This window comes from Streptomyces marispadix, from assembly GCF_022524345.1.
GTDB classification, from domain to species: domain Bacteria; phylum Actinomycetota; class Actinomycetes; order Streptomycetales; family Streptomycetaceae; genus Streptomyces; species Streptomyces marispadix.
The window spans coordinates 3,195,403-3,219,792 of the sequence record NZ_JAKWJU010000002.1; the positions used below are offsets into that span (position 1 = coordinate 3,195,403).

Annotated in this window: 21 protein-coding genes and 2 pseudogenes; 6 read left to right on the top strand and 17 right to left on the bottom strand. The window is 71.9% G+C overall.

All coding sequences use genetic code 11. The features are described 5' to 3' along the window. Positions 1 to 27: 27 nt before the first annotated feature. A complete protein-coding gene (locus MMA15_RS13300) occupies positions 28 to 270 on the bottom strand; it encodes a type A2 lantipeptide (protein WP_241059730.1) in 243 nt (80 codons plus the stop codon). A gap of 550 nt (positions 271 to 820) precedes the next feature. Then, a complete protein-coding gene (locus MMA15_RS13305) occupies positions 821 to 1,768 on the bottom strand; it encodes an endonuclease/exonuclease/phosphatase family protein (protein ID WP_241059732.1) in 948 nt (315 codons plus the stop codon). Between the two features lie 364 nt (positions 1,769 to 2,132). Between MMA15_RS13305 and metG the strand changes: the two genes are divergently transcribed. Next, a complete protein-coding gene (gene metG, locus MMA15_RS13310; RefSeq protein WP_241059734.1) occupies positions 2,133 to 3,743 on the top strand; it encodes a methionine--tRNA ligase in 1,611 nt (536 codons plus the stop codon). 239 nt (positions 3,744 to 3,982) lie between these two features. Here metG and MMA15_RS13315 read toward each other — a convergent pair whose 3' ends face one another. From MMA15_RS13315 to paaA, 5 genes are read right to left on the bottom strand one after another with little or no spacing between them, the layout of a single operon-like run. Next, positions 3,983 to 5,098, bottom strand: a complete 1,116-nt coding sequence (locus MMA15_RS13315; protein ID WP_241059736.1) for a 2Fe-2S iron-sulfur cluster-binding protein — start codon at positions 5,096 to 5,098, stop codon at positions 3,983 to 3,985. A gap of 7 nt (positions 5,099 to 5,105) precedes the next feature. Then, positions 5,106 to 5,669, bottom strand: a complete 564-nt coding sequence (gene paaD / locus MMA15_RS13320) for a 1,2-phenylacetyl-CoA epoxidase subunit PaaD (RefSeq protein WP_241059738.1) — start codon at positions 5,667 to 5,669, stop codon at positions 5,106 to 5,108. After that, positions 5,663 to 6,457, bottom strand: coding sequence for a 1,2-phenylacetyl-CoA epoxidase subunit PaaC (gene paaC / locus MMA15_RS13325; protein WP_241063172.1), 795 nt, complete (start codon positions 6,455 to 6,457; stop codon positions 5,663 to 5,665). The genes paaD and paaC overlap by 7 nt, the downstream gene beginning before the upstream one ends. Before the next feature lie 44 nt (positions 6,458 to 6,501). After that, positions 6,502 to 6,786: a 1,2-phenylacetyl-CoA epoxidase subunit PaaB gene (gene paaB, locus MMA15_RS13330; protein ID WP_241059740.1), complete on the bottom strand. Its 285-nt coding sequence runs from the start codon at positions 6,784 to 6,786 to the stop codon at positions 6,502 to 6,504. Next, complete coding sequence (paaA, locus tag MMA15_RS13335; RefSeq protein ID WP_241059742.1) at positions 6,786 to 7,802, bottom strand: 1,2-phenylacetyl-CoA epoxidase subunit PaaA; 1,017 nt, start codon at positions 7,800 to 7,802, stop codon at positions 6,786 to 6,788. The genes paaB and paaA overlap by 1 nt, the downstream gene beginning before the upstream one ends. A gap of 162 nt (positions 7,803 to 7,964) precedes the next feature. Between paaA and MMA15_RS13340 the strand changes: the two genes are divergently transcribed. From MMA15_RS13340 to MMA15_RS13350, 3 genes and pseudogenes are all read left to right on the top strand, one after another. Continuing rightward, the gene (locus MMA15_RS13340; protein ID WP_372498236.1) at positions 7,965 to 8,762 is read left to right on the top strand and encodes a DUF5819 family protein; all 798 of its coding nucleotides are present in this window, start codon (positions 7,965 to 7,967) and stop codon (positions 8,760 to 8,762) included. Continuing rightward, a pseudogene (locus tag MMA15_RS13345) lies at positions 8,759 to 10,136 on the top strand (HTTM domain-containing protein). The gene MMA15_RS13340 and the pseudogene MMA15_RS13345 overlap by 4 nt, the downstream one beginning before the upstream one ends. 124 nt (positions 10,137 to 10,260) lie before the next feature. Further along, entirely contained in the window at positions 10,261 to 11,052 is a 792-nt protein-coding gene (locus MMA15_RS13350) for a TrmH family RNA methyltransferase (protein ID WP_241059744.1), read from the top strand. A gap of 124 nt (positions 11,053 to 11,176) precedes the next feature. Here MMA15_RS13350 and MMA15_RS13355 read toward each other — a convergent pair whose 3' ends face one another. The 10 genes and pseudogenes from MMA15_RS13355 to pdhA all read right to left on the bottom strand — a co-directional run bounded on the left by MMA15_RS13355 (position 11,177) and on the right by pdhA (position 21,591). Then, positions 11,177 to 11,746, bottom strand: coding sequence for a bacterial proteasome activator family protein (locus tag MMA15_RS13355; protein WP_241059746.1), 570 nt, complete (start codon positions 11,744 to 11,746; stop codon positions 11,177 to 11,179). Between the two features lie 133 nt (positions 11,747 to 11,879). Beyond that, a complete protein-coding gene (locus MMA15_RS13360) occupies positions 11,880 to 12,623 on the bottom strand; it encodes a hypothetical protein (protein ID WP_241059747.1) in 744 nt (247 codons plus the stop codon). 101 nt (positions 12,624 to 12,724) lie between these two features. After that, a complete protein-coding gene (locus MMA15_RS13365; protein WP_241063174.1) occupies positions 12,725 to 13,702 on the bottom strand; it encodes an NAD(P)H-quinone oxidoreductase in 978 nt (325 codons plus the stop codon). 50 nt (positions 13,703 to 13,752) lie between these two features. Beyond that, on the bottom strand, positions 13,753 to 13,944 hold the full coding sequence (locus MMA15_RS13370) for a hypothetical protein (protein ID WP_241059749.1): 192 nt from the start codon (positions 13,942 to 13,944) through the stop codon (positions 13,753 to 13,755). Positions 13,945 to 14,276: 332 nt separating this feature from the next. Further along, positions 14,277 to 15,295: pseudogene (locus MMA15_RS13375) on the bottom strand (potassium channel family protein); the annotation flags it as partial. Then, a complete protein-coding gene (locus MMA15_RS13380) occupies positions 15,292 to 16,809 on the bottom strand; it encodes a molybdopterin molybdotransferase MoeA (protein ID WP_241059751.1) in 1,518 nt (505 codons plus the stop codon). The gene MMA15_RS13380 and the pseudogene MMA15_RS13375, both read right to left, overlap by 4 nt. Beyond that, complete coding sequence (locus MMA15_RS13385) at positions 16,806 to 17,885, bottom strand: DUF6457 domain-containing protein (protein ID WP_241059753.1); 1,080 nt, start codon at positions 17,883 to 17,885, stop codon at positions 16,806 to 16,808. The genes MMA15_RS13380 and MMA15_RS13385 overlap by 4 nt, the downstream gene beginning before the upstream one ends. Before the next feature lie 3 nt (positions 17,886 to 17,888). Then, positions 17,889 to 19,325: a dihydrolipoamide acetyltransferase family protein gene (locus MMA15_RS13390; RefSeq protein WP_241059755.1), complete on the bottom strand. Its 1,437-nt coding sequence runs from the start codon at positions 19,323 to 19,325 to the stop codon at positions 17,889 to 17,891. After that, a complete protein-coding gene (locus MMA15_RS13395; protein ID WP_372498237.1) occupies positions 19,325 to 20,407 on the bottom strand; it encodes an alpha-ketoacid dehydrogenase subunit beta in 1,083 nt (360 codons plus the stop codon). Before MMA15_RS13395 ends, MMA15_RS13390 begins: the two co-directional genes overlap by 1 nt. After that, the gene (gene pdhA / locus MMA15_RS13400; protein ID WP_241059757.1) at positions 20,404 to 21,591 is read right to left on the bottom strand and encodes a pyruvate dehydrogenase (acetyl-transferring) E1 component subunit alpha; all 1,188 of its coding nucleotides are present in this window, start codon (positions 21,589 to 21,591) and stop codon (positions 20,404 to 20,406) included. Before pdhA ends, MMA15_RS13395 begins: the two co-directional genes overlap by 4 nt. A gap of 297 nt (positions 21,592 to 21,888) precedes the next feature. Between pdhA and MMA15_RS13405 the strand changes: the two genes are divergently transcribed. Together MMA15_RS13405 and MMA15_RS13410 are read left to right on the top strand one after the other, a co-directional pair. Then, positions 21,889 to 22,446 (top strand): Lrp/AsnC family transcriptional regulator, encoded by a 558-nt coding sequence (locus MMA15_RS13405; protein ID WP_241059759.1) that lies wholly within the window; start codon positions 21,889 to 21,891, stop codon positions 22,444 to 22,446. Positions 22,447 to 22,656: 210 nt separating this feature from the next. Further along, positions 22,657 to 24,339, top strand: coding sequence for an FAD-binding oxidoreductase (locus tag MMA15_RS13410; RefSeq protein ID WP_241059760.1), 1,683 nt, complete (start codon positions 22,657 to 22,659; stop codon positions 24,337 to 24,339). The last annotated feature ends 51 nt before the right edge of the window (positions 24,340 to 24,390 follow it).

The following is a 24,390-nucleotide window of genomic DNA, read 5'->3' on the forward strand; positions in this document are numbered from 1 at the left end:
GGGCCGGGGCCCTGGAAGCGAAGGTACTCAGCCGACGAGGCCGGTGACGCTGCTCACGCCGGGGAGGCTGCTGCTCAGGGCGGGGGCCGAGCCGCTGACGCTGCCCGAGACGCCGCCGACGCCGTCGATGCCGCCGGCCACGTTGCCGGCCACGCCGTCCAGGCCGGCGGAGAGGTCGCCGCCCAGGCCGGCGCTCACGCCGCCCGACACGTTGTCGAGGTCGGCGTCCGAGATCTCGGCGGTCTCGATCTGAGGCGTCATGTCACGCATGCGAAGTTCCAATCAACGAGCGGGAAGTTGACCCCCAAGGGACAACATTGGAGGTCGGAAGATCAGAACATCTCGCCGGGCGGCCCTGCCACTCCAGGAAACCTTCTCCTTCTGATCCTCACCTCATCTTTCGATTTGCGAAGTCCGTCAGCGACCGTCACGGAACCGTCCGTCGGTCCCGGTGCCGACCGGTGCGCCCCGCTCTCCGCAAGCACGCGAGGACAACCAAGCGGACCGCGATATTCCGCTGTATGCAGGGGAGTTGGCGTCGGCGAGCGAGACCGCGGTGCCCCCGCCGGGCCCTGTCCCTTACGTCCGCTCCCGCACCCGCGGACCCTTTCGGGCGGCCAGACGGCATGCATCCGCGTGCGACACCGTGAAGATCTCGTGTGCGCGCTCTGCACCCCGGATCCACTCCCGAGACCGCCGCCGGGACCGTGCCGACACCCGCCGTGCCCGCACCGTTCAGCTCAACGCACGTACGGCTCACGGAAGTTCAGCTTCGCTGAGCGCGGCTCAGGGCCTCGCTCGGCACTGCCGTGCCCTCGGCTCAGCCCCGGGCGCCGGACCGGCCGCCGCCGATACGGATCTTCGCCCAGAGCTGCTTATGGTCCGAATGCTCCGAGAAACCGAGGCTGTTGGACTCCACGCGCACCGACGGCGACACGAAGATGTAGTCGATCTTCCCCTTGCTGTGCGTGGGTTCGCCGGAGCGGCAGGGCGCATACCGGGTGCGCGGCAGCTCCGCCGCGCGGCGCTCGGGCTTCATCGCGTCCGTGCACGGGCTCCCCGCCTCCTTGAAGGCGCCGCGCGCTCCATTGCCGTAGTCGCGGTCGTAGAGGCGGTCCAGAACACCGGAGAGCGGAAGGTCGTTGATGTCCCCGCCGAGGAGGACGGTGTATCCGTCGTAGCGGTCGGTGAGCACTCGCTGCACCTTCGCGACCTCGCGCTCGCGGCTCGCCAGATACTTGCCCTCACCGGGCGTCAGATGGGCCGAGCAGACGACGAGTTTGCGGGGTTCGGAGCGCGCACAGACCATTTCGCGGTACTCGTCGCCGTCGGTGGAGCCGAGCTGGTGCACGTCGGTGTCGTTCTCGGAGAAGCCGAGGCCGTCGCGGAAGACGATCGTGTTGCCGAAGTCGGTGGGGTGGTGGCAGCGCGCCGGGGTCCCGCGGTTCCTCTCCAGGTTCCTCACGGGACTGAACAGCACGGTGTAGCCCGGCAGCCGGTCCTCCAGCCGCTCGTCCCAGTCGCGGCAGCTCTCCTGCATCGCGACGAACAGCGGCTTGCGGTCCTTCACGTCCTCGGCGAAGGCGTCGGGGGCCTCGTTGTGCTTCCCGCCGTGCTCGGTCGTACCGCCGGCCATGTTGAACTGCCCGACGACATACGAGCCACGCGCCGACTGCACTGGCCTGGTCCCGGAGTCCGAACCGGCGAGCAGCAGGCCGCCGCCCACGAGGGCTGCAGCCGCCACCAGACCGGAGAGCGGAGCGATCACGCGACGGATGGCGCCTCCATGGTCCCGGTCCCGTTATGCGGTCTGTGGCTTGTGCCTTGTGCCTTGTGACTCGTGCCTTGTGACTTGTGATCGGCGGTGCGCGACCGCGGTGCGTGATCCCGGCACGTGATCCGTGGCGGTGATCGAAGCAGCACCGCGTGCGAGCGGTACGCGGGCAAGCATGCAAAGCCGCGCCAGGGGCGTCAACAGACCGCCCGCGTATCCGGGTGCCGCGGAGCCCCGTACCGGGGCGTACCGGACGGCCCGACGGACCGCGCACCCGCCGCGTGCCCGACCGCGTTCCGCCCGTCACACACCGTTATCGGAAGGAAGGCGGCCCCCTCGGACAGTTAGGATTTCGAGCATGGCGGCCACTGGATCAGAGCAGACGGGATCGAAGGCGTACTACGTCACGACCCCCATTTACTACGTGAACGACGCTCCCCACCTGGGCCACGCCTATACGACCGTCGCAGGCGACGTGCTCACGCGCTGGCACCGTCAGCGCGGCGAGAAGGTGTGGTACCTCACCGGCACGGACGAGCACGGTCAGAAGATCATGCGCACCGCCGAAGCCAACGGCGTCTCCCCTCAGGAGTGGTGCGACAAGCTCGTCGAGGAGGCTTGGAAGCCCCTCTGGGAGCATCTCGACATCCACAACGACGACTTCATCCGTACGACGGAGAAGCGGCACACCGAACGCGTCCGCGAGTTCGTCCAGGACCTCTACGACAAGGGCGAGATCTACCAGGGCGGCTACGAGGGCCCGTACTGCGTGGGCTGCGAGGAGTACAAGACCTACGGCGAACTCCTCGAAGGTGAGGGGGAGTTCGAGGGTCAGAAGCTGTGCCCCATCCACCGCACGCCGGTCGAGATGCTCCAGGAGGAGAACTACTTCTTCAAGCTCTCCGAGTACGGCCCGAAGCTGCTGGAGCACTACGAGCAGCACCCGGAGTTCATCCAGCCCGAGTCCGCGCGGAACGAGATCGTGAACTTCGTGCGGCAGGGCCTGGAGGACCTGTCGATCTCACGCTCGACCTTCGACTGGGGCGTCAAGGTGCCCTGGGACGACAAGCACGTGATCTACGTATGGATCGACGCGCTGCTCAACTACGCCACGGCAGTGGGATACGGCGCCGACCAGGAACGCTTCGAGCGCACCTTCCCCGCCGACGTCCACCTCGTGGGCAAGGACATCCTCCGCTTCCACACGGTGATCTGGCCGGCGATGCTGATGGCCAACGGCCTGCCGCTGCCAGGCAAGATCGTCGCCAACGGCTGGCTGATGGTCGGCGGCGAGAAGATGTCCAAGTCGAACCTGACGGGCATCTCCCCGCAGCAGCTCACCGAGCACTTCGGAGTCGACGCGTACCGCTGGTACTTCATGCGCGCCATCGCCTTCGGCCAGGACGGCTCGTTCTCCTGGGAGGACTTCTCCGCCCGCTACACCAGCGAACTGGCCAACGACTACGGCAACTTGGCGTCCCGCCTCGCCGCGATGGTCGGCAAGTACTTCGGCGGCACGCTCCCGGAGGCGACTGCGGCGGGCGACGCGGAACAGGCCGTCGCGGACGGGCTGGCACAGGCCGTCGCCAAGGCGGACGAACGCATCGGCGACGAACTGGACTTCGCGGGCGGCATCGCGGCCGTCTTCGACTTCGTCAAGCAGGTCAACGGCTATCTGACGGAACAGGAACCCTGGAAGGTCGCCAAGGACAAGTCCGACGAGGCCCAGGTCCGCCTGGCGACGATCCTCTACACGGCGGCTGAGTCACTGCGCGCCTGCGCGGTCCTGCTGAACCCGGTGATGCCGGAGTCGTCGGCCAAGCTGTGGGACTCCCTCGGCGCGGAGCCGCACCTCGGGCCGCTCACCGACCAGCGGGTGTCCGACACGGGCCGCTGGGGCCAGCTCCCTGCGGGCGCCACGGTCACCAAGGGCGGGGCGCTCTTCCCGCGCCTGGAGGAGACGAAGTAGCGACGCGCTACGCCTGTCGCTGAGGCCCGGGACCGGCGCGGTCCCGGGCCTCTCGTGTACCCCGGCCTTTCGTGTACCCGGGCCTCCCGTGTTCGCGGACCCAGGGGCGCCTGGTCCTCCGAACGGTCCCGTCCGGCCCGAGGTCGCCGGAGGCCGGGACACCGGTCTCGCCGACGAACCCCTCGCCGACCGACCTCGCCGACCGACCCCGAACTCCTTCACACCTCGCGGACGGCGCGTCAGCCGTCGAAGTCGACCTCCACCGCCTCCGTCAGCGGATGGGACTGGCAGGCCAGCACATAGCCGGCCTCCAACTCGTCCGCCTCCAGCGCATAGTTGCGGTCCATCCGCACCTCGCCGGAGACCAGCCGGACCCGGCAGGTGCCGCAGACGCCGCCCTTGCAGGCGAACGGGGCGTCCGCGCGGTGGCGCAGGACCGTCTCCAGCACCGACTCGCCGTCGTCCATCGGCCAGCAGCCCGAGCGGCCGTCGAGGTTGGCCGTCACGGAGGCGGAACGCGCACCGCCCGCATCCGCCGCCGGCCCGGACCCGGAAGCCGTGGACCTTGAAGACGCCGTGGACGCCGCGGGGGCCTCCGTCACATGGAAGATCTCCTGATGGATGCGGCCGCGCGGCACTCCGAGGCCGCGCAGCGCCCTCGACGCCCCCTCGACCAGGCCGAGGGGCCCGCACAGATACCAGCCGTCGACGTCCTCGGCCGGCAGCAGCGAAGGCAGCAGGGCGCTCAGCCGCTCCTCGTCGAGACGGCCGCTCGGCAGTCCGCTCTGCTGCTCCTCACGGGAGAGCGCCGTAACGAGCTGAAAGCGGTCGGGATAGCGGTCCTTGAGGTCGGCGACCTCCTCCAGGAACATCGTCGACGCCGTCGACCGGTCGCTGCGTATGAGACAGAAGCGCGCCTGCGGCTCACGGGCGAGCAACGTGGCGGCGATCGAGAGCACCGGCGTGATGCCGCTGCCGCCCACGACGGCTGCGAAGCGGCCGGGCCGTGGTTCGAGCACGAAGCGGCCGGTGGGCGGGAGCACGTCGACGGTGTCGCCGGGCCGCAGCTCCTTCACCGCGTAGCTGGAGAAGTCGCCGCCCTCGACGCCCCTTATCCCGATGCGCAGTTCGGACGGCTCGTCGCATGCGGGCGCACAGAGCGAGTACGTACGCCGGACCTCGGTGCTCGCCGTGAGGGCGTCGGCCCCGGGACGGTGGCGGCGCAAGGCGATGTGCTGGCCAGGGGAGTAGCCGTAGAGGGGACGCAGCTCGGGCGGTACGGCGAAGGTGAGGGCGACGGAGTCGTCGGTGAGCCGGTCCACGGCCGTGACGCGCAGCGGATGGAAGGTGCTCACGGCGCCCTCACACCTCCTTGAAGTGGTCGAACGGCTCCCGGCAGGTCTCGCAGCGGCGCAGCGCCTTGCACGCGGTGGACGAGAAGCGGCTGAGCAGCGTCGTCTCCGTGGAACCGCAGTGAGGGCAGCGGATCGCCAGCGTCAGCGGAACCGGCCCGCTGCCCGCGGCGCCGCCCGCCGCCGCTCCGCCCGGAGCGTTCGCCCCCGGGCGCGGGGGAGCGATGCCGTGTGCGGCGAGCTTGCGGCGGCCCTCGTCGGAGATGTCGTCAGTGCTCCACGGCGGCGCGAGTACGACTCGGACCGTGACCTGGGGGACGCCGTGTTCCGTCAGCACCCGCTCGATGTCGGCGCTCATGGCCTCGACGGCCGGGCAGCCCGTGTAGGTGGGGGTCAGCTCCACCTCTACGGGGCCTTGCGGCGCCGACTCGAACACGCGGCGCAGTACGCCCAGTTCGGCCAGGGTGACGACGGGAAGCTCCGGGTCCGGGACCGAACCCGCCCATTCCTCCAGCTCGCGCCGGCGCCGCTCGGCCGTACGGGCTTCGGCCGCGGCCTCGGTGCGGGTCACCATGACGCCCCCGGGTGGCTGCGGTGCAGGTGCTGCATCTCGGCGAGCATCCGGCCGAAGGGCTCCGTATGCACACCCTGGCGGCCCCCTCCGGCGGACCATCCGCCCTGGGCACGGGAGCCCTGGGAGGTCTGCGAAGCCCCCCACTGCTGCGGCCCTTCGGGCACGGTCAGCGTGGCCCGCTCGAACACCTTGGTGATCCGCTCGGTCCAACTCGCTTCCAGCGCACGCCAGTCGACACCGCCGACCGGTCCCTGCCCCGGGTCCTCCAGGGGCTCGAAGAGTTCGCCCGTGAACCGCCACAGCGAGTCCACCGCACGCTGCGCCCGCTCATGGCTCTCCTCGGTGCCGTCGCCGAGGCGCAGCGTCCAGTGCTCGGCGTGGTCCCGGTGATACTCCGCTTCCTTGACCGCCTTCGCCGCCAACGGCTGCCCCAGCGCCCCCAGTTGGCGGAACAGCAGCTCCTGCCAGGCGGAGAAGTAGAACTGCCGGATCATCGTGTGCGCGAAGTCGCCGTTGGGCTGCTCGGCCAACTGGCAGTTGCGGAACGCCCGTTCCTCCCGGAGGAAGGCCAGCTCGTCCTCGTCGCCGAGTCCGGCGTAGAGCGTACGAGCCTGGCCCAGAAGGTCCAGGGCGATATTGGCCAGTGCCAGCTCCTCCTCCAGGACGGGAGCGTTTCCGGCCCACTCCCCCAGGCGGTGGGAGAGCACGAGGGCGTCGTCCGCGAGGGCCAGCAGGGGATCGCAGAGCACGGCATCGTTCGGGCGCCCGTGCGCCGTGCCGTCGTCCATGCGGGAGGGCCCGCCCGTACCGGGCACGGACTCGTCGGCTCGAGTCACAGGTTCCGCACCCCTTCGGGCACTTCGTAGAACGTCGGGTGCCGATACGGCTTGTCGGCGGACGGGCCGAAGAACGGGTCCTTCTCGTCCGGCGACGACGCGGTGATCTGGTGCGAGGGAACGACCCACACCGAGACGCCCTCGGAGCGCCGCGTATACAGATCGCGTGCGTTGCGCAGGGCCATCTCGGCGTCCGGTGCGTGCAGGCTTCCGGCGTGCGTATGCGACAGGCCGCGCCTGCTGCGTACGAACACCTCCCAAAGGGGCCAGTCGCCGCTCATCACGCGCTCACCGCCGTCTCCGCATGTGCTGGTCCGGCCGCGGCGGGGCCCGCAGCCGAGTGCTTCGCCGCATACGCTGCCGCCGCGTCCCGCACCCAGGCGCCCTCCTCATGGGCACGGCGGCGGCGGCTTATCCGCTCCTCGTTGCAGGGGCCGTTGCCCTTCAGCACCTGGCGGAACTCCTCCCAGTCGATGGTTCCGAAGTCCCAGTGCCCCCGCGCCTCATTCCACCGCAGCTCGGGGTCGGGGAGCGTGAGTCCGAGGGCCTCGGCCTGCGGGACGCAGATGTCCACGAACCGCTGCCGCAGCTCGTCGTTCGAATGGCGCTTGATCTTCCACTCCATGGAGCGGGCGCTGTGCGCGGACTCGTCGTCCGGCGGCCCGAACATCATCAACGAGGGCCACCACCAGCGGTCGACGGCGTCCTGCGCCATCGCGTGCTGTGCCTCGGTGCCGCGGCTGAGCGCCAGCAGCAGCTCGAAGCCCTGCCTCTGGTGGAAAGACTCCTCCTTGCAGATGCGGATCATCGCCCGTGCGTACGGACCGTAGGAACAGCGGCACAGCGGCACCTGGTTGGTGATGGCGGCGCCGTCGACGAGCCAGCCGATCGCGCCGACGTCGGCCCAGGTGAGCGTCGGATAGTTGAAGATCGAGGAGTACTTCTGGCGGCCGGAGTGCAGCTTGTCGAGCAGCTCCTCGCGGCTGGTGCCCAGCGTCTCCGCCGCGCTGTAGAGATAAAGGCCGTGGCCTGCCTCGTCCTGCACCTTCGCCATGAGGATGGCCTTGCGGCGCAGGGAGGGCGCACGGGTGATCCAGTTCGCCTCGGGCTGCATGCCGATGATCTCGGAGTGTGCGTGCTGTGCCATCTGCCGCACGAGAGTCTTGCGGTAGTCGTCCGGCATCCAGTCGCGCGGCTCGATCCGTTCGTCCGCGGCGATCGCGCTGTCGAAGGCCGCGACGGACTCCGCCGGCTCTCCGGCGCCCCGCGCGCCCTCGCCGAGCAGCACCGATGTCATCCCGACCCCCTTGACGGCGGCCGAAGCCGCACTCCCAACCGACCGATCGTTCGGTTCAATGGTGAGCCGAGGGCCCACAGGGTGTCAAGGCTCGAATAATCTCTGAGGTCGTATCGGCTGACTTGCCGGGCGACCGACCGGACGCGGGGAGCAGGGGAGGGCATGGAGCCAGAAGAGCAGCAGGCGCCGCAGGGGGAACCGCGGCCGCAGCCGCCGCACGAGCCGGCGCAGCCGCACTACGAGGCGCCCGGCGGACCGCCACACGGGCGGGCGGAAAGCCCGGGAACTGCGGCGCTCCACCACGGAACGGCAAGGGCCCGCCAGGGGACCGCGTCGCTGTCGCGGGCCGGACGCACGATCGTGGCGCTGTCCGCGATGGCCGTCGTACTGGCCGTCGCCGTCCACCTCTCGATGGTCTTCCTGCACGTGGCGCCCGCGAACACGCTCAGCAAGAAGCACGGCCAGGGGATCGACGACTACGTCTACCCCGAGTTCGAGCAGAACTGGAAGCTCTTCGCGCCCAACCCCCTCCAGCAGAACATCGCCGTACACGCACGGGCCCGCGTCGCCAAGGACGACGGCAGCACGGAGACGACCGGCTGGGTCAACCTCTCGAAGATGGACGGCCAGGACATCGACCACAATCTCGCACCCAGCCACATCCAGCAGAACGAGCTGCGCCGCGGCTGGGAGTTCTACCGGGGAGCGCACGACGACAAGGGCAAGCCGCTCGGACTGCGCGGCGAGCTGTCCGAGACGTACATCAAGCGAATAGTGATGCTGCGCTTCGGCCGTGAACTCAACGGAGGCACGGTCGAGCGCATCCAGGTCCGGTCCGCGACGACACCCGTCCGGCCTCCCTCCTGGAGCGACGAGAAGTCCGACGCCAAGACCGAGTACCAGGTGCAGCCCTGGTGGCAGATCGGCAGCGCCGACCTTCCGGGGGGCTGGGACAAGTGACCGAACCGCAGCACGACAGGGACCTGTCCACGCCACCGCCGGCTCCCGCGCCCTCAGCCGCCTCCGGCGCCCCCGTACCTCCCGCGCCCGACCCCTACGAGGGCTTCCTCGCCCGCGCCTTGGCCCGCGTAACCTCCGAGGCCGTCGCCCCGTACCAGACCGCGGTCGTACGGATCGGCTTCGCACTCACCTGGCTTCTCTTCCTGCTGCGGGAGTTCCCGCACCGCCATGAGCTGTACGGGCCCGACGGGCCGTGGAGCTGGAAGCTCGCGGAACGGCTGATCGACTCCAACCACGCCTTCACCGTGCTGATGTGGTCCGACAGCACAGTCTGGTTCGAGTTCGTCTACGTGCTGGCCGTCGCCGCGAGCGTCGCCGTGATCGTCGGCTGGCGGACGCGTACGGCCTCAGTGATCTACATGGTCGGCGTACTGGGGCTTCAGAACCGCAGCGTCTTCATGGGCGACGGCGGGGACAACGTCATCCATCTCATGGCGATGTACGTGATCCTCACCCGCTGCGCCGAGGTCTGGTCCCTCGACGCCCGCCGCCGGCGCAGGAAGGCGGCAGCGGCGGGGAGTCCGGGCGCGGCGGACGGCCCGCCGTCCGCGGGCAGGGACACCACCGGTGCCGTGCTGTGGGTCCTGTTCGGCGCCATCATGCTCGCGTCGACGGTGGGCGGAGCGCTCAGCATCGGCTGGGGCCTGTTCTTCTGGGCGCTGTGGGCCGCACACGCGGTGTGGTGGATGGCGAACCGCTATATGCCCGGCAGCGAGCTGCGCACCGTCTGCGACATGCTCGCCAACCTCGTGCACAACGCGGCGCTGCTCGTGATCGTCGTCGAGGTCTGCCTGATCTACTCGACCGCCGGCTGGTACAAGATCCAGGGGGTCGAGGTGGCAGGACGGCACCGCCGTCTACTACCCGATGAACCTGGACTACTTCTCCCCCTGGCCCGAACTGAGTTCCTTCCTGGCGGGCAGCGGGCTGCTGATCCTGCTGGCGACCTACGGCACGGTCGCGGTCCAAGTGGCGTTCCCCTTCACGCTGTTCAACCGGCGCGTCAAGAACGTGCTGCTCGCCGCGATGATCGCCGAGCATTGCAGCATCGCGGTGCTGCTCGGGCTGCCGTTCTTCTCGATGGCGATGATCGCGGCCGACGCCGTCTTCCTGCCGACGATCGCGCTGATGTGGGTGGGCGACCGGTTCCAGGGCGGCTGGGAGCGGGTGCTGCACCGGCTGCGGCCCGGCCGCGCGCACGGTACGTACGACCATGGCTCGGGCGGTGACAGAGCGGGTTCGGACGGCGGGGCTTCAGGTTCGGGTTCGCAGGTGCCTCAGCAGCGGAGCGGCGGCGGGGTATCCGTACGCTGACGCCATGATCGGCGGAGAGGACACGGGGACGGCTGCGGCGGACCCGGGCGGCGGCGACCCGGGTGACTGCGACCCGGGCGGCGGCGGCCCCGGCGGCAGCGGCACCGGCGGCAGCGGCGCCGACATGGCGCTGCTGCGTCAGTGGCGCGAACTGGCCGGGAACAACGTGCTCCTGGACGGCTTCCATGCTCTGAAACACGCGCTCCGCTTCGAGGCGTCCGTACCGCTGGCGCTCACGGAGGACCGGGACGCCGTGCTCGCGCTCTCGGGCGAGCTGGCCCCCGATCTGACGGAGAGGCTGGACGCGCTGCTGAGCGAGGTGCCGGCGGGCACGCTGCGCGGGCTGGTCCCGCGTCCGCATCCCACGGGGGTCGCTGCCCTCGCCGTACGCGGCGAAGGCGCGGTCGCCGACATGCGTACGGCGCCCGTGGTCGTACTCGACGAGCCGCGTCATCTGGGCAATGTGGGCGCGGTCGTCAGGCTCGCCGCGGGTGCGGGCGCCGCGGGGGTGCTCACCACCGGCACGGTCGACCCATGGCACCCGAGCGTGGTCAGGGCGAGCGCCGGGCTGCACTTCGCGACGCGGGTGCGGCGGTGCGAGCCGGAGGAGCTTCCGCCGGGCCCGCTCTACGCCCTCGATCCGGAAGGCCGGGACCTCCGTGGTCTCGTACTGCCGGACGACGCGCTGCTGGCGTTCGGCTCCGAGCGGCACGGGCTGTCGGACGCGCTGCGCGAACGCGCCGATCGTCTCGTGGCCCTGCCGATGCGTCCGCAGGTCTCCAGCTACAACCTCGCCACCAGCGTCGCGATGACCCTCTACCACTGGATGGCGGGCCGTGCGCCGGAGCCGGAACCGAGCGGTCAGGGTGGGCCGGAGCCGGTCGCGCCATGGCCGTACGGCCCCGCGCGCCGCTGAGCGTCCGTTGCTCGACTTGCTTACGGGAGCGGCCTCCTGGAGCCGGGCCTCCGGAGGTCTCGTGGCAGCACACGGCCTGCGGAGCCGGGCCCCTTCGGTGCCACGGACCTACAGGAGGCCGGGCCTACAGGTACGGGCCGCCGGAGCGGGCGGAGCGTCCCGGCTCCTCGTCGCCGAGGGTGCCGTCCTCGGGCAGCGTGCCCGGAGGCAGCGCCCTGCGCATCTGCTCAAGCTGTGCGCGCGCCGCCATCTGCTGCGCGAAGAGCGCCGTCTGGATGCCGTGGAAGAGACCTTCGAGCCAGCCCACGAGCTGTGCCTGCGCGATGCGCAGCTCGGCGTCGGTGGGGACCGTGTCGTCGGTGAAGGGCAGCGAGAGCCGCTCCAACTCCTCGATCAGCTCGGGAGCGAGGCCGTCCTCCAGCTCCTTGATCGAGCTGGTGTGGATCTCCTTGAGCCGTACGCGGCTCGCCTCGTCCAGCGGAGCCGACTTCACCTCTTCGAGAAGCTGCTTGATCATGCTGCCGATGCGCATGACCTTCGCGGGCTGCTCGACCATGTCCGTGACGGGAACCTCAGCCTGCTCGTCGCCGTCGCCGGCGGCCTTGGAGTCGGCGCTGCCGAGAGCCATGCCGTCCGGTCCCACCACCAGGACGTGCTGGCTCTCCTTCGGCCGTTCGTTGCTCGGCTGTGTCATGCCTCCATTCTGCACTCACGGTCCGGCCACCCGTCCGCCGAGTCCGGTTCATCGGCGGGAAGCGGAGGGGGCGGGGGGACGCCGGGAGATCGCAGGGGCGGTCCGGGAGCGGCCGGCTCGTGACCGGACCGCGTCAGGTGTGCCTCAACCGCAGGGCGATCAGGGCGAGTCCGAGTCCGATCAGCGTCAGTCCGGCGCCGAAGGGCAGCACAGGGGACACCTGGCCCGTGGCGGCGGTCGTGGGAGCGCCCTCCGAGACGGAATCCCCGCCGGGGGATGCGGGTCCGGGCTGTTCGGTCTCGTAGAGGTCCTGGGTGCCGAAGGCCCCGGACATGTCACCGGATACGTCGCCCGGGCCCGCCTCTGAACCCCCGGCTGAGCCCTCGGCCGTGCCCTCGGCCGTGCCCTCGGCGGCATCCGATCCGGAACCGTCGTCCGCGCCGCCCTTCTCGCTGCCGCCGATCCCGTCGTCCTCACGTGGCCCGTCGCCGTCGTGCGCACCCCGGGCGTCCCGTGCCGCCGGGGCGGAGGGGGACGGCCGTAGCTGCACGGCGGCGCGCACAGCCGCAGGCACGGACGTGTGCACGGTCGTACGCGTGGCGGGGTGCACAGCGGGGTGCACTGCGGGGTGCACTGCGGGGTGCACAGCGGTGTGCGAAGTGCCGTGCGTACGGGGCGACTTCGCGTCCGCTCCGTCCGTAGCGCTGATCACGGCCGTGCCCATCGGCCCGTCGTGGCGTGCGTCGTCGCGTGCCTCGGCACCGGGTGCGGCGCCGGTGAGTACGGCGGCCAGCAACGCGGCCACGCACGGCGTCGCCGCGGTCGCGCGGAGTGTACGGGGGTGGGTGGGAACGAGGGTGTGGCGTCTGTGCCGCACGGCAGAGACCCTCCCGTTGCGGATCGTCCAATAATGCAATCAGCGTTACATGGTTGGACAAAACCGGCATCCGGAAGGGTCTGTTCGGCCGTGGCTGGGCGCTAAGGAGTGAGCAGGATCTTTCCCACGTGTGCGCTCTCCTCCATCGCACGGTGGGCGTCCGCGGCACGGCTCATCGGAACGGTGCTGTCGACGACCGGGCGCACCCTGCCGTCGGAGACCAGCGGCCACACATGTTCCTTCACGGCCGCTACGATCGCCGCCTTCTCCGCCGCCGGACGGGCCCGCAGCGAAGTCGCCGTCACGGCGGCCCGCTTGGCCAGCAGCGCGCCGAGGTTCAACTCGCCCTTGCGGCCGCCCTGTAGGCCGATGATCGCGAGACGGCCGTTGACCGCGAGCGCCTTGATGTTCTGCTCCAGGTACTTGGCGCCGATGATGTCGAGGATGACGTCCGCGCCCTGGCCGTCCGTTCCCGCGCGTACGGCCTCCACGAAGTCCTGCTCGCGGTAGTTGATCAGGATGTCCGCGCCCAGTTCCGCACAGCGGTCCAGCTTCTCCTTGCTGCCCGCGGTGACGGCGACCTTCGCGCCGACAGCCTTCGCGAGCTGGATCGCCATGGTGCCGATGCCGCTTCCGCCGCCGTGGATCAGCAGCGTCTCGCCGGGGCGCAGATGCGCCACCATGAAGACGTTCGACCAGATGGTGCTGGTCACTTCGGGAAGCGAAGCGGCCGTCCGCAGGTCGATGCCCTGTGGTACGGGCAGCAGTTGACCGGTGGGGACGGCGACCTGCTCGGCGTAGCCTCCGCCGCCCAGCAGCGCGCAGACCTCGTCGCCCACGGCCCATGTGTTCACGCCGGGACCGAGCGCCGAGATGCGGCCCGAGCATTCGAGGCCGGGGTAGGGGGAGGCGCCGGGCGGCGGATCGTAGAAGCCCTGCCGTTGGAGGATGTCGGCACGGTTGACGGCGCTCGCCGCGACCTCGACCAGCACCTCGCCCTCGCCTGGTTCGGGGACGGGGACCTCGGCCCAGACGAGGGCCTCGGGCCCGCCTGGTTCGGAGACGGTGACCGCGTGCATCGTGGAGTTGGACGTACCCATGGGGCCGACGCTACTCCGAGGGTCCGCCGCTACGGCACCGCCCCGCGCGGTCGTATCACCGGCTCGCCCGTACGCCGGGCCTCGTGCTGTGTGCCCAACTCACGGGCGTACGGGCCGTTTCGGGCAGCGGACGTACGACGGCGCGGGCGGCGCCCGCTGTGCGGTGCGGCCCAACTGTCCATGCTGGGAGGGCGGATGGCGTGCGGTGCCGCGGTGCTCATGCTGCGACGCTCGGGTGCCGCCGCGCTCGGGTGCTGCGGCGCTGCGCGGCCGCCGGTCAGCGGCCGGGACCGCGTTCGTGGCGCCAGAAGCCCACCGTGCCGGGTCCCCCTCGTCCACCGGGCACGCGCGAGCCGCCCCCTCCGCCGGGTCCGCGGAGCCCGCCACCGCCGTCGAGACCGCCGCCGAGTCCGTCCGGCCCCTCGTCGTCCGTACCGTCCGGGTCGCCGAAGGTGCCGCCGCCCCTCGCGCCCGTGTGCGTGGGGTCGGTGCTGCCCAGGGACCCTCCGCCGGAGTCGTTGCGCGAGTTGTCCGCGCCCGCGAGCGTCGCCGCGGAGCGCTGGATCACCACGACGCGGTCCGTGGACTGGAGCGGATCGGCCTGCGGATCGTCGTATCCCAGCAGCCGGTGCCCCCTTACGACCGTGACGACCAGGTCCTTGCACTCCCGGGGCGGACGCCCCGCCTCCGCCTTGGTGACGGGCCGTTCGGTGAGGCTGAGTCCCGAACCCTGCTGGATGAGGTCCTCCATCACCGAACTCGCGTTGGGGCTGAGGACGGAGAGACCGAGGAGACGTCCTGCGGCGCTCGCGCTGGTGATCACGGCGTCGGCCCCGGACTGGCGCAGCAGCGGTACGTTCTCCTCCTCCCGTACGGCGGCGACGATCTTCAGCCGCGGCGGTTGATCTGCCGTGCGGTGAGCGTGACCAGCACCGCCGTGTCGTCGCGCTGCGTGGAGATCACGATCTGCTTCGCCCTGCGGACCTCGGCGCGGGCGAGCACGTCGCTGCGGGTGGCGTCGCCGACGACGCTCACATAGCCCTCGTCGTTGGCGGCCTTCGCGACGTGGTGGTTCGGGTCGACGACCACGATCCGGTCCCGGCGTACGCCTGTGGACAGCAGGGTCTGCGCTGCCGAGCGGCCCTTCGTGCCGAAGCCGACGACGACGGTGTGGTCACGCAACTGGGACCTCCAGCGGGCGAGGCGCCACTGCTCGCGGGTGCGGTCGGTGAGCGCTTCGAGAGTGGTGCCGATGAGGATGATCAGGAAGAGGATGCGCAGCGGCGTCACGAGCAGGATGTTCGCGATGCGTGCGCTGTCGCTCGCGGGTGCGATGTCGCCGTATCCGGTGGTGGAGAGGGTGACGGTCGTGTAGTAGACGGCGTCGAGGAAGGAGACCGTCTCGTCTGCGTTGTCCCGGTAGCCGTCGCGGTCGAGGTAGACGATCAGCACCGTCGTCACCAGGACGAGCAGCGCCGCGAGAAGACGCCGTCCGACCTGGAGTTGGGGGCTGACCTCGGAACGCGGCAGCAGGATGCGGTAGCGGTCGCTGGTCTGGGACACCGCTCTCACCAGGCGAACCAGGGCAGCGGCAGCACCTGTACGTCGGTGCCCGCGCGGACCCCGCCGGGCGGTACGACGGCCAGGGCCGTGGCGGTGGCCACCCCGCGGAGCATCGCGGGGCCGTTGTAGCGCAGGGTCCGGGCACGCGACCTGGTGTCCGCCTCGGCGGTCGAGAACGCGACGGGCACCAGCCGGGTGTCACGGGGATGCCCCTGGACGTCGTCCGTGAGGAGCGCGAACGCCCCGCGCGCCGTGGGCAGTCCGGCGAGCGTGCGGATCAGCGGCGCCGCGAGGGTCACCAGGCCGGAGAGGGCCGCGAGGGGGTTGCCGGGCAGACCCACCAGATGCGGGCCGCCGCCTTCCGCACCGTGGCGGCGCGGCAGGCGGGCCAGCAGCATGGGGTGGCCCGGCCGTACCCGTACGCCCTCGATGAGGAGACGCGCACCGACCCTGGCCAGCGTGGGACGCAGATGGTCGACGGGCCCGCGGGCCGTGCCGCCCGTGGTGACGAGCAGATCGGCGGTGGTCGTGGCCACGGCCTCGTGCAGTGCTTCCGCGTCGTCGCCGAGGCGCCGGGTGACGATCACGTCGGCGCCCAGCTCCGAGAGCCACGGCGCGAGGGCCGGGCCGAGGGCGTCGCGGATACGCCCGTCACGTGGCACGCCGCGATGCAGCAACTCGTCGCCCAGCACGAGGACTTCGGCACGCGGCCGAGCGGCGACGGTCAGCCGGTCGTAGCCCGCGGCGGCGGCGAGGCCCAGCACGGGCGGCGTGACCTGCGTGCCCGCGGGCAGCAGACGGTCTCCCGAACGGCACTCCTGGCCCCGCGGCCGGATGTCCGTACCGGGCTGTGGGCGGTGGGCCGTACGCAGCCGGGTGCCGTCCGTCTCGCCGTACTCGTAGCGCAGCACCGCGCTCGCGCCCGGGGGGATACGGGCGCCCGTGGCGATGGGCACGGCACGGCCGTCGGGCAGCGGGCCCGGCTCGGACGTGGCGCCCGCGAGGACGCCCGCGGACGCGGGGTCTTCGGGAAGCGTCCAGGGGCCGGGGCCGGAGACGGCCCAGCCGTCCATGGCGGAGGTGTCGAAGGACGGCAGGTCCGTGAGGGCGTCGAGCGGGGCGTCGAGGGTGTGGTTCAGCGCCTCGTCGAGGGGGAGGGCGCGGGAGGGGAGGCGGCCCGCGGCCCGTGCGGCGAAGTCACGGGCGTCGGGCCAGGGGACGTCGTGGGCGTGGGACTGCGACGGTTCCTCACGGGCACCGCGGTGGCCGGCGTCGCGGCTCGTGCGGGGCGACAGCCAGTCAGGTGCGGCGAGTTCGTCGTCGCCGTGCTGTACGGACGGGGCGTCGCGGTGGGCGCCGTCGCCTGTCCCCTCACGGCCGGCGGCGGAGGCGCGGGGCCGCGGGGGCTCGCCGCTCTCCGGGGTCCCGGAGGCGCCGTGGCCGCCGCCGGTGCGGCGCATGGCCGCTGCCGCCGAGCCGTTGGCCAGTGCGACGGCCTCGTCGAGTTCGTCGGCGCCGCTCATCGGCCGTCGCCCTGCTCCTCGCCGGGCTGCTCACCGCCCGTGGTCTCCCGGCCGGTCGCCTCCTCGCTCTCTGCGGCCCAACGTGCCGCCAGCCGGGACGCCTTGGCGGCGGCCTCGGCGACCTGCTCGGGGGAGCCGCCCCGCTGGGCGGCAGCGTAACCGACGAGGAACGTCGTCAGCGGCGCGGCGGGACGCGCGACACCGTGTGCGGCGTCCCGCGCCAGGTCGAGGAGTACGGCCGTGTCGACGTCGAGCTGCTCGATGCCGAGTTCGGCCTTCACTGCGGCCATCCATTCGTCCAGCACGGTGTCATGCTCCCTGATACGGGCCCTCGCGGCGGCGACGTCTTCCCAGGTGTCACAGTCGAGCGCATCGGACGCCGTCGTCCGGCCGCCGACTGCGACGTCGATTCGCTGAAGTCTCAGCTCAGGAAGGATCAGCCGCAAGGGGAGGCTCGTGAGGCTTCCGTATTCGGTACGCAGCAGGGCCAGTTCACGGCGCAGCGAATCGGTGCGGTAGGCGGCGAGAAGCGGCTGGTCACGGCCGTCGTTCACGATCGCGCCGTCGAAGTCTGCGTCGTTGTCGAAGGAGTTGTCGAAGGCGCTGTCGGTGGCGGCGTCGGCGTGGGTCTCGTTCGCGTGGTCGTCGGCGGCCTTGCCGCCGTGCGCGCCGGTGCCCCCCTCCGGGCCCGAGCCCGCCGCGTCCAGCAGCGCCCGTACCGTCTCCGGGCGCAGAAACGGCAGATCCGCGGAGAGGACCAGCACCGCGGGAGCGGTGACGGGGCCCAGGCCCGCGTCTAGCGCGGCGAGCGGCCCCGCGCCCGGCGGGTCCTCACGGACCCAGGCGACCGGGCGCCTCGTGGGCCTTCGCGGACCGACGACGACCGTGGTGGACGCGTCGGCGCACACGGACAGCACGCGGTCCAGCAGGGTGCGGGCGCCGACCGTCAGGGACGGCTTGTCCGTGCCGCCGAGGCGCCTGGCGCCGCCGCCCGCGAGGACGACGGCGTCATAGGTACGGGCGCTGCCGTGGGCGTCCTCGTGGGCGTGCGTATGCGCGTGGGCGTCTGAGGTCACGCCCTAGAGCGTACGGAGCAGCACCGCCGGCTGTTCCACGCAGTCCGCGACATGGCGCAGGAAGCCGCCCGCCGTACCGCCGTCGCACACCCTGTGGTCGAAGGTGAAGGAGAGCTGCACGACCCGGCGCACGCTGAGCTGCCCCTCGTGGACCCAGGGCTTCTCGGCGATGCGGCCGACGCCGAGCATCGCCGCCTCGGGGTGGTTGATGATCGGGGTCGAGCCGTCGACGCCGAAGACGCCGTAGTTGTTGAGCGTGAAGGTGCCGCCGGTCATGTCGGACGGCTTGAGATCGCCGGTGCGGGCCGACTCGGTGAGCCGCGCCAGCTCCTCGCCGAGCCCGGCCGTGTCGAGCGTGTGCGCGTCCCGTACGACCGGGACCACCAGCCCCCTGGGGGTCTGCGCTGCGAACCCGAGATGGACCCCGGAGTGGCGCACCACCTCGCGGGCCTCGGTGTCGACCGTCGCGTTCAGCTCGGGGAAGCGTGCGAGCGCGGCCGTGCAGATACGCGCGAGAAGCGCCAGCAGCGAGATCCTGGCGGCGCCGTTCGCCTCCGCGTGTGCGTTCATCGCCCGCCGGGCGGCGAGGAGTTCGGTGGCGTCGGCGTCCACCCAGCAGGTGGCGTCGGGGATCTCGCGGCGGCTGCGGGAGAGCTTGTCGGCGACGGTGCCGCGGAATCCGGTCAGCGGAATGCGCACCTCGGTCCCGCCCTCGGTCCCGGCGCCCGTGACCGGCGGCGCAGCCGTGCTCCCGGAAGCCGGCCGGTCCTCCGGCGCCAGCCCTGCCTTCTCCGTAAGGGAGCGCGCGGCACGCTCGACGTCGGCACGGAGGATCAGGCCGTCCGGGCCGCTGCCGTCGACCGCCCGCAGATCGAGGTCGTGCTCGCGGGCGATGCGCCGCACCAGCGGGGAGATGACGGCGACCGGCCCCTGCTCCGCCGCCCTGGGAGGCGGAGGCGGAGCAGGGGCCGGGGGGACCGGCGCGCCGAAACCGTCGACGGGGCGGGAGCGTCGACGGCGGCCCGCCGGGGCACCGGTGCCGTACCCGACCAGTACGTTGCCCGAACTCTCGGCGGCGGGACGGGAGTTCGCGGGGGCCGCGACGCGAGTGCCGTCGGCTCCGTCCACGGCTCCCTCCACGGCGCTGCCCGCTTCGTCATGGGACGGGGCAGCGGAGCCCGCGTCCTCCTGCGACGCCCCCACGGCCACCGTCAGCAGCGGCGCGCCGACCGGGATCTCCGCGCCCTCCTCGCCGTAGCGGGCGGTGACGACACCGCCGTACGGGCAGGGCACGTCGACGAGCGCCTTGGCCGTCTCGACCTCGACGACGGGCTGGTCCACCGCCACCACGTCGCCCACGGCCACCATCCACCGCACGACCGTCGCCTCGGTCAGCCCCTCTCCCAGGTCGGGGAGTGTGAACTCCCGTACGGAGGCCATCAGTTCACCCCTCCCCCGGCGTCCTGCGCACGCCATTCGCTCTCCCACTGGAGCCTCGACACGGCGTCCAGTACCCGGTCCACGTCGGGCAGATGGTGCCGCTCCAGCATCGGCGGCGGATACGGGATGTCGAAGCCGGAGACCCTCAGCACAGGGGCCTCCAGATAGTGGAAGCAGCGTTCGCTCACCCTCGCGGCGATCTCCGCGCCCGGCCCGGCGAAGCCCGCCGACTCGTGCACCACGACGGCCCGGCCCGTACGGCGCACCGACGCCACGACCGTCTCCTCGTCGAACGGCACCAGCGAACGCAGATCCACCACCTCCAGCTCCAGGCCCTCGTCGCGCGCCGCCGCCTCCGCGGCGTCCATGCAGACCGGCAGGGACGGGCCGTAGGTGATCAGCGTCGCCGAGGTGCCGGGGCGCCGGACGGCCGCGCGGCCGATCTCCGGCACCTCCTCCGGCTGCTCGGGCGACCAGTCCGCCTTCCCCCAGTACAGCCGCTTCGGCTCCAGGAAGATCACGGGGTCGTCGCTCGCGATCGACCGGCGCAGCAGCCCGTACGCGTCGGCGACGGTCGCCGGGGTGACGACGTGCAGTCCGGGCGTGGCCATGTAGTACGCCTCGGAGGAGTCGCTGTGGTGCTCGACGCCGCCGATGCCGCCGCCGTAGGGCACACGGACCGTGAGCGGCATCGGCAGCGACCCGCGAGTGCGGTTGCGCATACGCGAGATGTGCGAGACGAGCTGCTCGAACCCCGGGTAGGCGAAGGCGTCGAACTGCATCTCCACCACGGGCCGCAGCCCGTACATCGCCATGCCCACGGCGGTGCCGAGGATGCCCGCCTCGGCGAGCGGGGTGTCGGTGCAACGGTCCTCGCCGAACTCCTTCGTCAGGCCGTCCGTCACACGGAAGACCCCGCCGAGGGTCCCCACGTCCTCACCGAAGACGTGGACGGACGGATCGGCGGCGAGGGAGTCGCGCAGCGCGCGGTTGAGGGCCTGCGCCATCGTGGACTGTTTGCGTGCCTGCTCCCGTGGCGGCTGCGCGCCGGATTCAACGGAAGTGCCGGTCGCCGTGCTCATTCGCGGCCCCCTCGCTCGTCGTCCTGCTGACGTCCGCCGTGCCGCTGCCCGGCCGCCGGGGTCCCCTCCGCCTCGGCGGCCTGAAGCTCCGCGCGCAGCAGCCCGGCCTGCTCGTGAAGCTGCGCCGTCCGGTGGGCGAAGACGTGGTCGAAGAGATCCATGGGATCCAACTCCGGCTCCTGGTGCATGCGTTCACGCATGTCGCCCGCCATCCGCTCGGCTGCCTCGGCGGCCTCCCGCACGCCGGCTTCGTCCAGCAGCCCGCGGTCCCGCAGCTCACGCTCCATCAGCCTCAGCGGGTCGTGCTCGCGCCAGGACTCCACCTCGGCGGCCTCCCGGTAGCGGGTGGCGTCGTCGGCGTTGGTGTGGGCGTCCAGCCGGTACGTCACGGCCTCCACCAGAGTCGGGCCGCCGCCTCCGCGGGCGCGCTCCACGGCCTCCGAGAGCACGTGGTGCATCGCCGCCGCGTCGTTGCCGTCGACGAGCCGCCCCGGCATGCCGTACCCCACGGCCTTGTGCGCGAGGGAGGGCGCCGCGGTCTGCTTCGCCAGGGGTACGGAGATCGCGAAGCCGTTGTTCTGCACGAGGAAGACCGCCGGGGCCTGCCAGACGGCGGCGAAGTTGAGCGCCTCGTGGAAGTCGCCCTCGCTCGAGCCGCCGTCGCCCACCATGGCGAGGGCCACGACGTCGTCGCCCTTGAGGCGTGCGGCGTGCGCAAGCCCCACCGCGTGCGGAAGCTGCGTGGCCAGCGGGGTGCTCAGGGGCGCGACTCGGCTCGCACGAGGGTCGTAGCCGCTGTGCCAGTCGCCGCGCAGCAGCGACAGCACCTCCACCGGGTCGAGGCCGCGGGCGACGGCCGCGAGCGTGTCCCGGTAGCTGGGGAAGAGCCAGTCCTGCTCGCGCAGGGCGAGCGCCGCGGCGACCTCGGCGGCCTCCTGGCCGGTGGAGGACGGATAGACGGCGAGGCGGCCCTGCTTGGTCAGCGCCGTCGCCTGCTCGTTGAACCTGCGGCCGCGCACGAGCTGTCCGTACAGCTCGCGCAGCAGCTCGCCGTCCAGCTCCGCGCCCGTACCGAGAAGCCGGAACGGTTCCCCGTCGGGCAGCAGGGGAGCGGGGTCGCGGCGGGGTCGCCAGTCCGGGGGCGGTGCGAGGTGGTAGGCACCGGACTGCTCGAGAACCGTCATGGTGAGCACCTCACTCGTGGGGGCTGCGGGTTGTCGGGACCGCCGGGCCCGGGCAGGGCCGGACCGCCGAGTCGTGTCGTCGTATGTCGCCTGGCGTGGTCGCACGTGAGCCCCAGGGCCTGTCCGGGAGCGAGTTCCCGGACAGGCCCCGATGGGCGTGGAGCTCACTGCTGCGCTCCCCTACCGATTGTTCGGTTGTCGGCACAGTTTGGCTACAGGCGGCGAGAGCCTGTGGACAAGTTGAGCGATCGTGCGTTCGATGGGAGCAAGACGTCCAGCGAGGGGAGGCCAGAGGGCATGCCGGACGGACAGATTGCCGAATCGTCCAGCGAACCCGGCGCCCCCGGCGAAGAGGGGGCGGAGACGGCGGAGGGCGCCGCTCCGAGGCCCCTGGACCACCGCCCTCCTGCCCGTCCCCTCGACCCCGTCGACAGGGACATCCTGCGTCTGCTGCGGTCGGACGGCCGCATGTCGGTACGCGCACTGGCCGAACAGGTCCACATCTCCCGCGCCAACGCCTACTCCCGCATCAACCGTCTCGTCGACGACGGCGTCATCCGGGGCTTCAGCGCACGCATCGACGAGGAACGGGCGGGGCAGGGCGCCTCCGCGTACATCACGCTCAAGATCGTCCAGGACTCCTGGCGCAGCGTCCGCGAGAAGCTGCTGCAACTGCCCGGCGCGGCCCATATGGCCCTGGTCAGCGGCGACTTCGACGTACTGCTGCTGGTGCACACCGCGGACAACCAGTCGCTGCGCGACCTGGTGCTCACGCGAATCCACTCCATCCCGGAGGTGATCAGCACCCGCACGCTGCTGGTCTTCGAGGAGACGCATCTCGAACCCGACATCTGACCCCCGCCCCGGGGTCCGCGGGGGCGCATCCGGGAGCGCGCCCGACGGTGTCCGACGGGCGTCCGCGGACTTCCGTACCCGCGTACGGACACGGGCCCGCCCCGCCCGTACTCGGACATGGACACAGGCACGGAAAGAAGCACAGGCCCAGGCCCGGACACACGCTCAGGCCCGGACACACGCTCAGGCCCGGACACGAAAGGCTCCCCCATGACGGACACCCGGCACGCCCCGCGCCGCAAGAGCGCCACCGCCAGGTCCTGGTGGGGCTGGGGCCGTACGGACCAGGCGCTCCCGGACGGCGAGTGCGCCGCCCTCGCCTCGCTGATCCCCGGCCTCCCGGCCGAGCCGCTGCCCGTCCCGGATCTCGGCGGCATCGATCTCGCGCCGCCCCGGATCGCACCGCCCGGCTCACTCGCCCCGCTGTTCTCCCACGACCCGGAGGAACGCGCCGCCCACACCTACGGCAAGGCCTACCGGGACGTCGTACGCGCCCTGCACGGCGATCTGGCCGCCGCCCCCGACCTCGTGGCCTTCCCCCGCACCGAGACGGAGCTGGTGGACCTGCTCGACTGGGCGGCCACGGCGAACGTCGCCGCGATCCCCTTCGGGGGCGGCAGCTCGGTCGTCGGCGGCGTCGAGTACCGCGGCGGCGGCCACGCCGCCGTCCTCTCCCTCGACCTCTCCGCGATGGACCGGGTGCTGGAGGTCGACACCGCGAGCAGGGCCGCCCGTATCCAGGCCGGTGTCCTGGGGCCCGACCTGGAGGAGCAACTACGTGCCCACGGCGGAGGGCTGACGCTGCGGCACTTCCCGCAGAGCTTCGAGTTCTCCACGCTCGGCGGCTGGCTGGCCACCCGCGCGGGCGGCCACTACGCGACGCTGCACACGCACATCGACGACTTCGTGGAGTCGATGCGCGTCGTCACCCCCGCCGGGACGTCGGAGTCCTGGCGGCTGCCCGGCTCGGGCGCCGGCCCGTCCCCGGACCGGCTCTTCCTCGGCTCCGAGGGGACGCTGGGAGTGATCACCGAGGCGTGGATGCGGCTTCAGGACCGTCCGGTGCACAAGGCGTCGGCCGCCGTCCGCTTCACGGACTTCGCGGCGGCTGCCGAGGCCGTACGGGCGGTCTCCCAGTCCGGGCTGCACCCGGCCAACTGCCGCCTGCTGGACCCGGGCGAGGCCGCACTCTCCGGCGCCGCGCACCACGGGGAGAGCGTGCTGGTGCTGGGCGTGGAGTCGGCGCACCGCCCGGTGGACGGGCAGCTCGCCGAACTGCTCGCGCTGGCCGCCGACTTGGGCGGCAGCGTCCCCGCGCCGAGCGGGCCGGATGCGCCGGATACACCGGCGACGGGCCAGAGCGGTGACGGCAGCGCGGCGGCTGGAAGCGGCGACGCCGTGGGCGCCTGGCGCTCCGCCTTCCTGCGCATGCCCTATGTGCGGGACGGGCTGGCGCGGATGAGCGCGATCACCGAGACGTTCGAGACGGCCTGCACCTGGGACCGCTTCCCGGCCCTCTACGAGGAGGTACGGACCGGCATCGGCGCCGCCGTCGAGGAGATCACCGGCAGCGCGGGGCTCGTCAACTGCCGCCTGACGCACGTCTATCCGGACGGCCCGGCCCCGTACTTCACGGTGATCGCCGCCGGGCGACGAGGCCGGGAGGCGGCCATGTGGGACGAGATCAAGACCGCCGCGATGGAGATCCTCGCCCGGCACGGCGCCACGGTCACCCACCATCACGCCGTCGGCAGGGACCACCGGCCCGGCTACGACCGGCAGCGTCCGGAGCCCTTCGCGCTCGCACTGCGGGCGGCAAAGTCGGCGCTCGACCCGCGTGGCATCCTCAATCCGGGCGTACTCGTCGATCCGCTGCCGGGGCCCACGGGCTGAGCCGTACGGGCGGGTGCGGGCGTCACGTGATCGGCACGGGCGACGGCGGGA

Bases quoted from the DNA above. Each gene is read 5' to 3' on its own strand.
- MMA15_RS13300 (WP_241059730.1), bottom strand. From the start codon at position 270: ATGCGTGACATGACGCCTCAGATCGAGACCGCCGAGATCTCGGACGCC.
- paaB (WP_241059740.1), bottom strand. From the start codon at position 6,786: ATGAGCGGCGACTGGCCCCTTTGGGAGGTGTTCGTACGCAGCAGGCGC.
- paaC (WP_241063172.1), bottom strand. From the start codon at position 6,457: ATGGACGACGGCACGGCGCACGGGCGCCCGAACGATGCCGTGCTCTGC.
- pdhA (WP_241059757.1), bottom strand. From the start codon at position 21,591: ATGACGGTTCTCGAGCAGTCCGGTGCCTACCACCTCGCACCGCCCCCG.
- MMA15_RS13410 (WP_241059760.1), top strand. From the start codon at position 22,657: ATGACGGACACCCGGCACGCCCCGCGCCGCAAGAGCGCCACCGCCAGG.
- MMA15_RS13370 (WP_241059749.1), bottom strand. From the start codon at position 13,944: ATGAGCACCGCGGCACCGCACGCCATCCGCCCTCCCAGCATGGACAGT.
- MMA15_RS13340 (WP_372498236.1), top strand. From the start codon at position 7,965: ATGGAGCCAGAAGAGCAGCAGGCGCCGCAGGGGGAACCGCGGCCGCAG.
- MMA15_RS13350 (WP_241059744.1), top strand. From the start codon at position 10,261: ATGGCGCTGCTGCGTCAGTGGCGCGAACTGGCCGGGAACAACGTGCTC.
- MMA15_RS13380 (WP_241059751.1), bottom strand. From the start codon at position 16,809: ATGAGCGGCGCCGACGAACTCGACGAGGCCGTCGCACTGGCCAACGGC.
- MMA15_RS13405 (WP_241059759.1), top strand. From the start codon at position 21,889: ATGCCGGACGGACAGATTGCCGAATCGTCCAGCGAACCCGGCGCCCCC.
- MMA15_RS13390 (WP_241059755.1), bottom strand. From the start codon at position 19,325: ATGGCCTCCGTACGGGAGTTCACACTCCCCGACCTGGGAGAGGGGCTG.
- MMA15_RS13395 (WP_372498237.1), bottom strand. From the start codon at position 20,407: ATGAGCACGGCGACCGGCACTTCCGTTGAATCCGGCGCGCAGCCGCCA.
- MMA15_RS13355 (WP_241059746.1), bottom strand. From the start codon at position 11,746: ATGACACAGCCGAGCAACGAACGGCCGAAGGAGAGCCAGCACGTCCTG.
- paaD (WP_241059738.1), bottom strand. From the start codon at position 5,669: ATGGTGACCCGCACCGAGGCCGCGGCCGAAGCCCGTACGGCCGAGCGG.
- paaA (WP_241059742.1), bottom strand. From the start codon at position 7,802: ATGACATCGGTGCTGCTCGGCGAGGGCGCGCGGGGCGCCGGAGAGCCG.
- MMA15_RS13365 (WP_241063174.1), bottom strand. From the start codon at position 13,702: ATGCACGCGGTCACCGTCTCCGAACCAGGCGGGCCCGAGGCCCTCGTC.
- metG (WP_241059734.1), top strand. From the start codon at position 2,133: ATGGCGGCCACTGGATCAGAGCAGACGGGATCGAAGGCGTACTACGTC.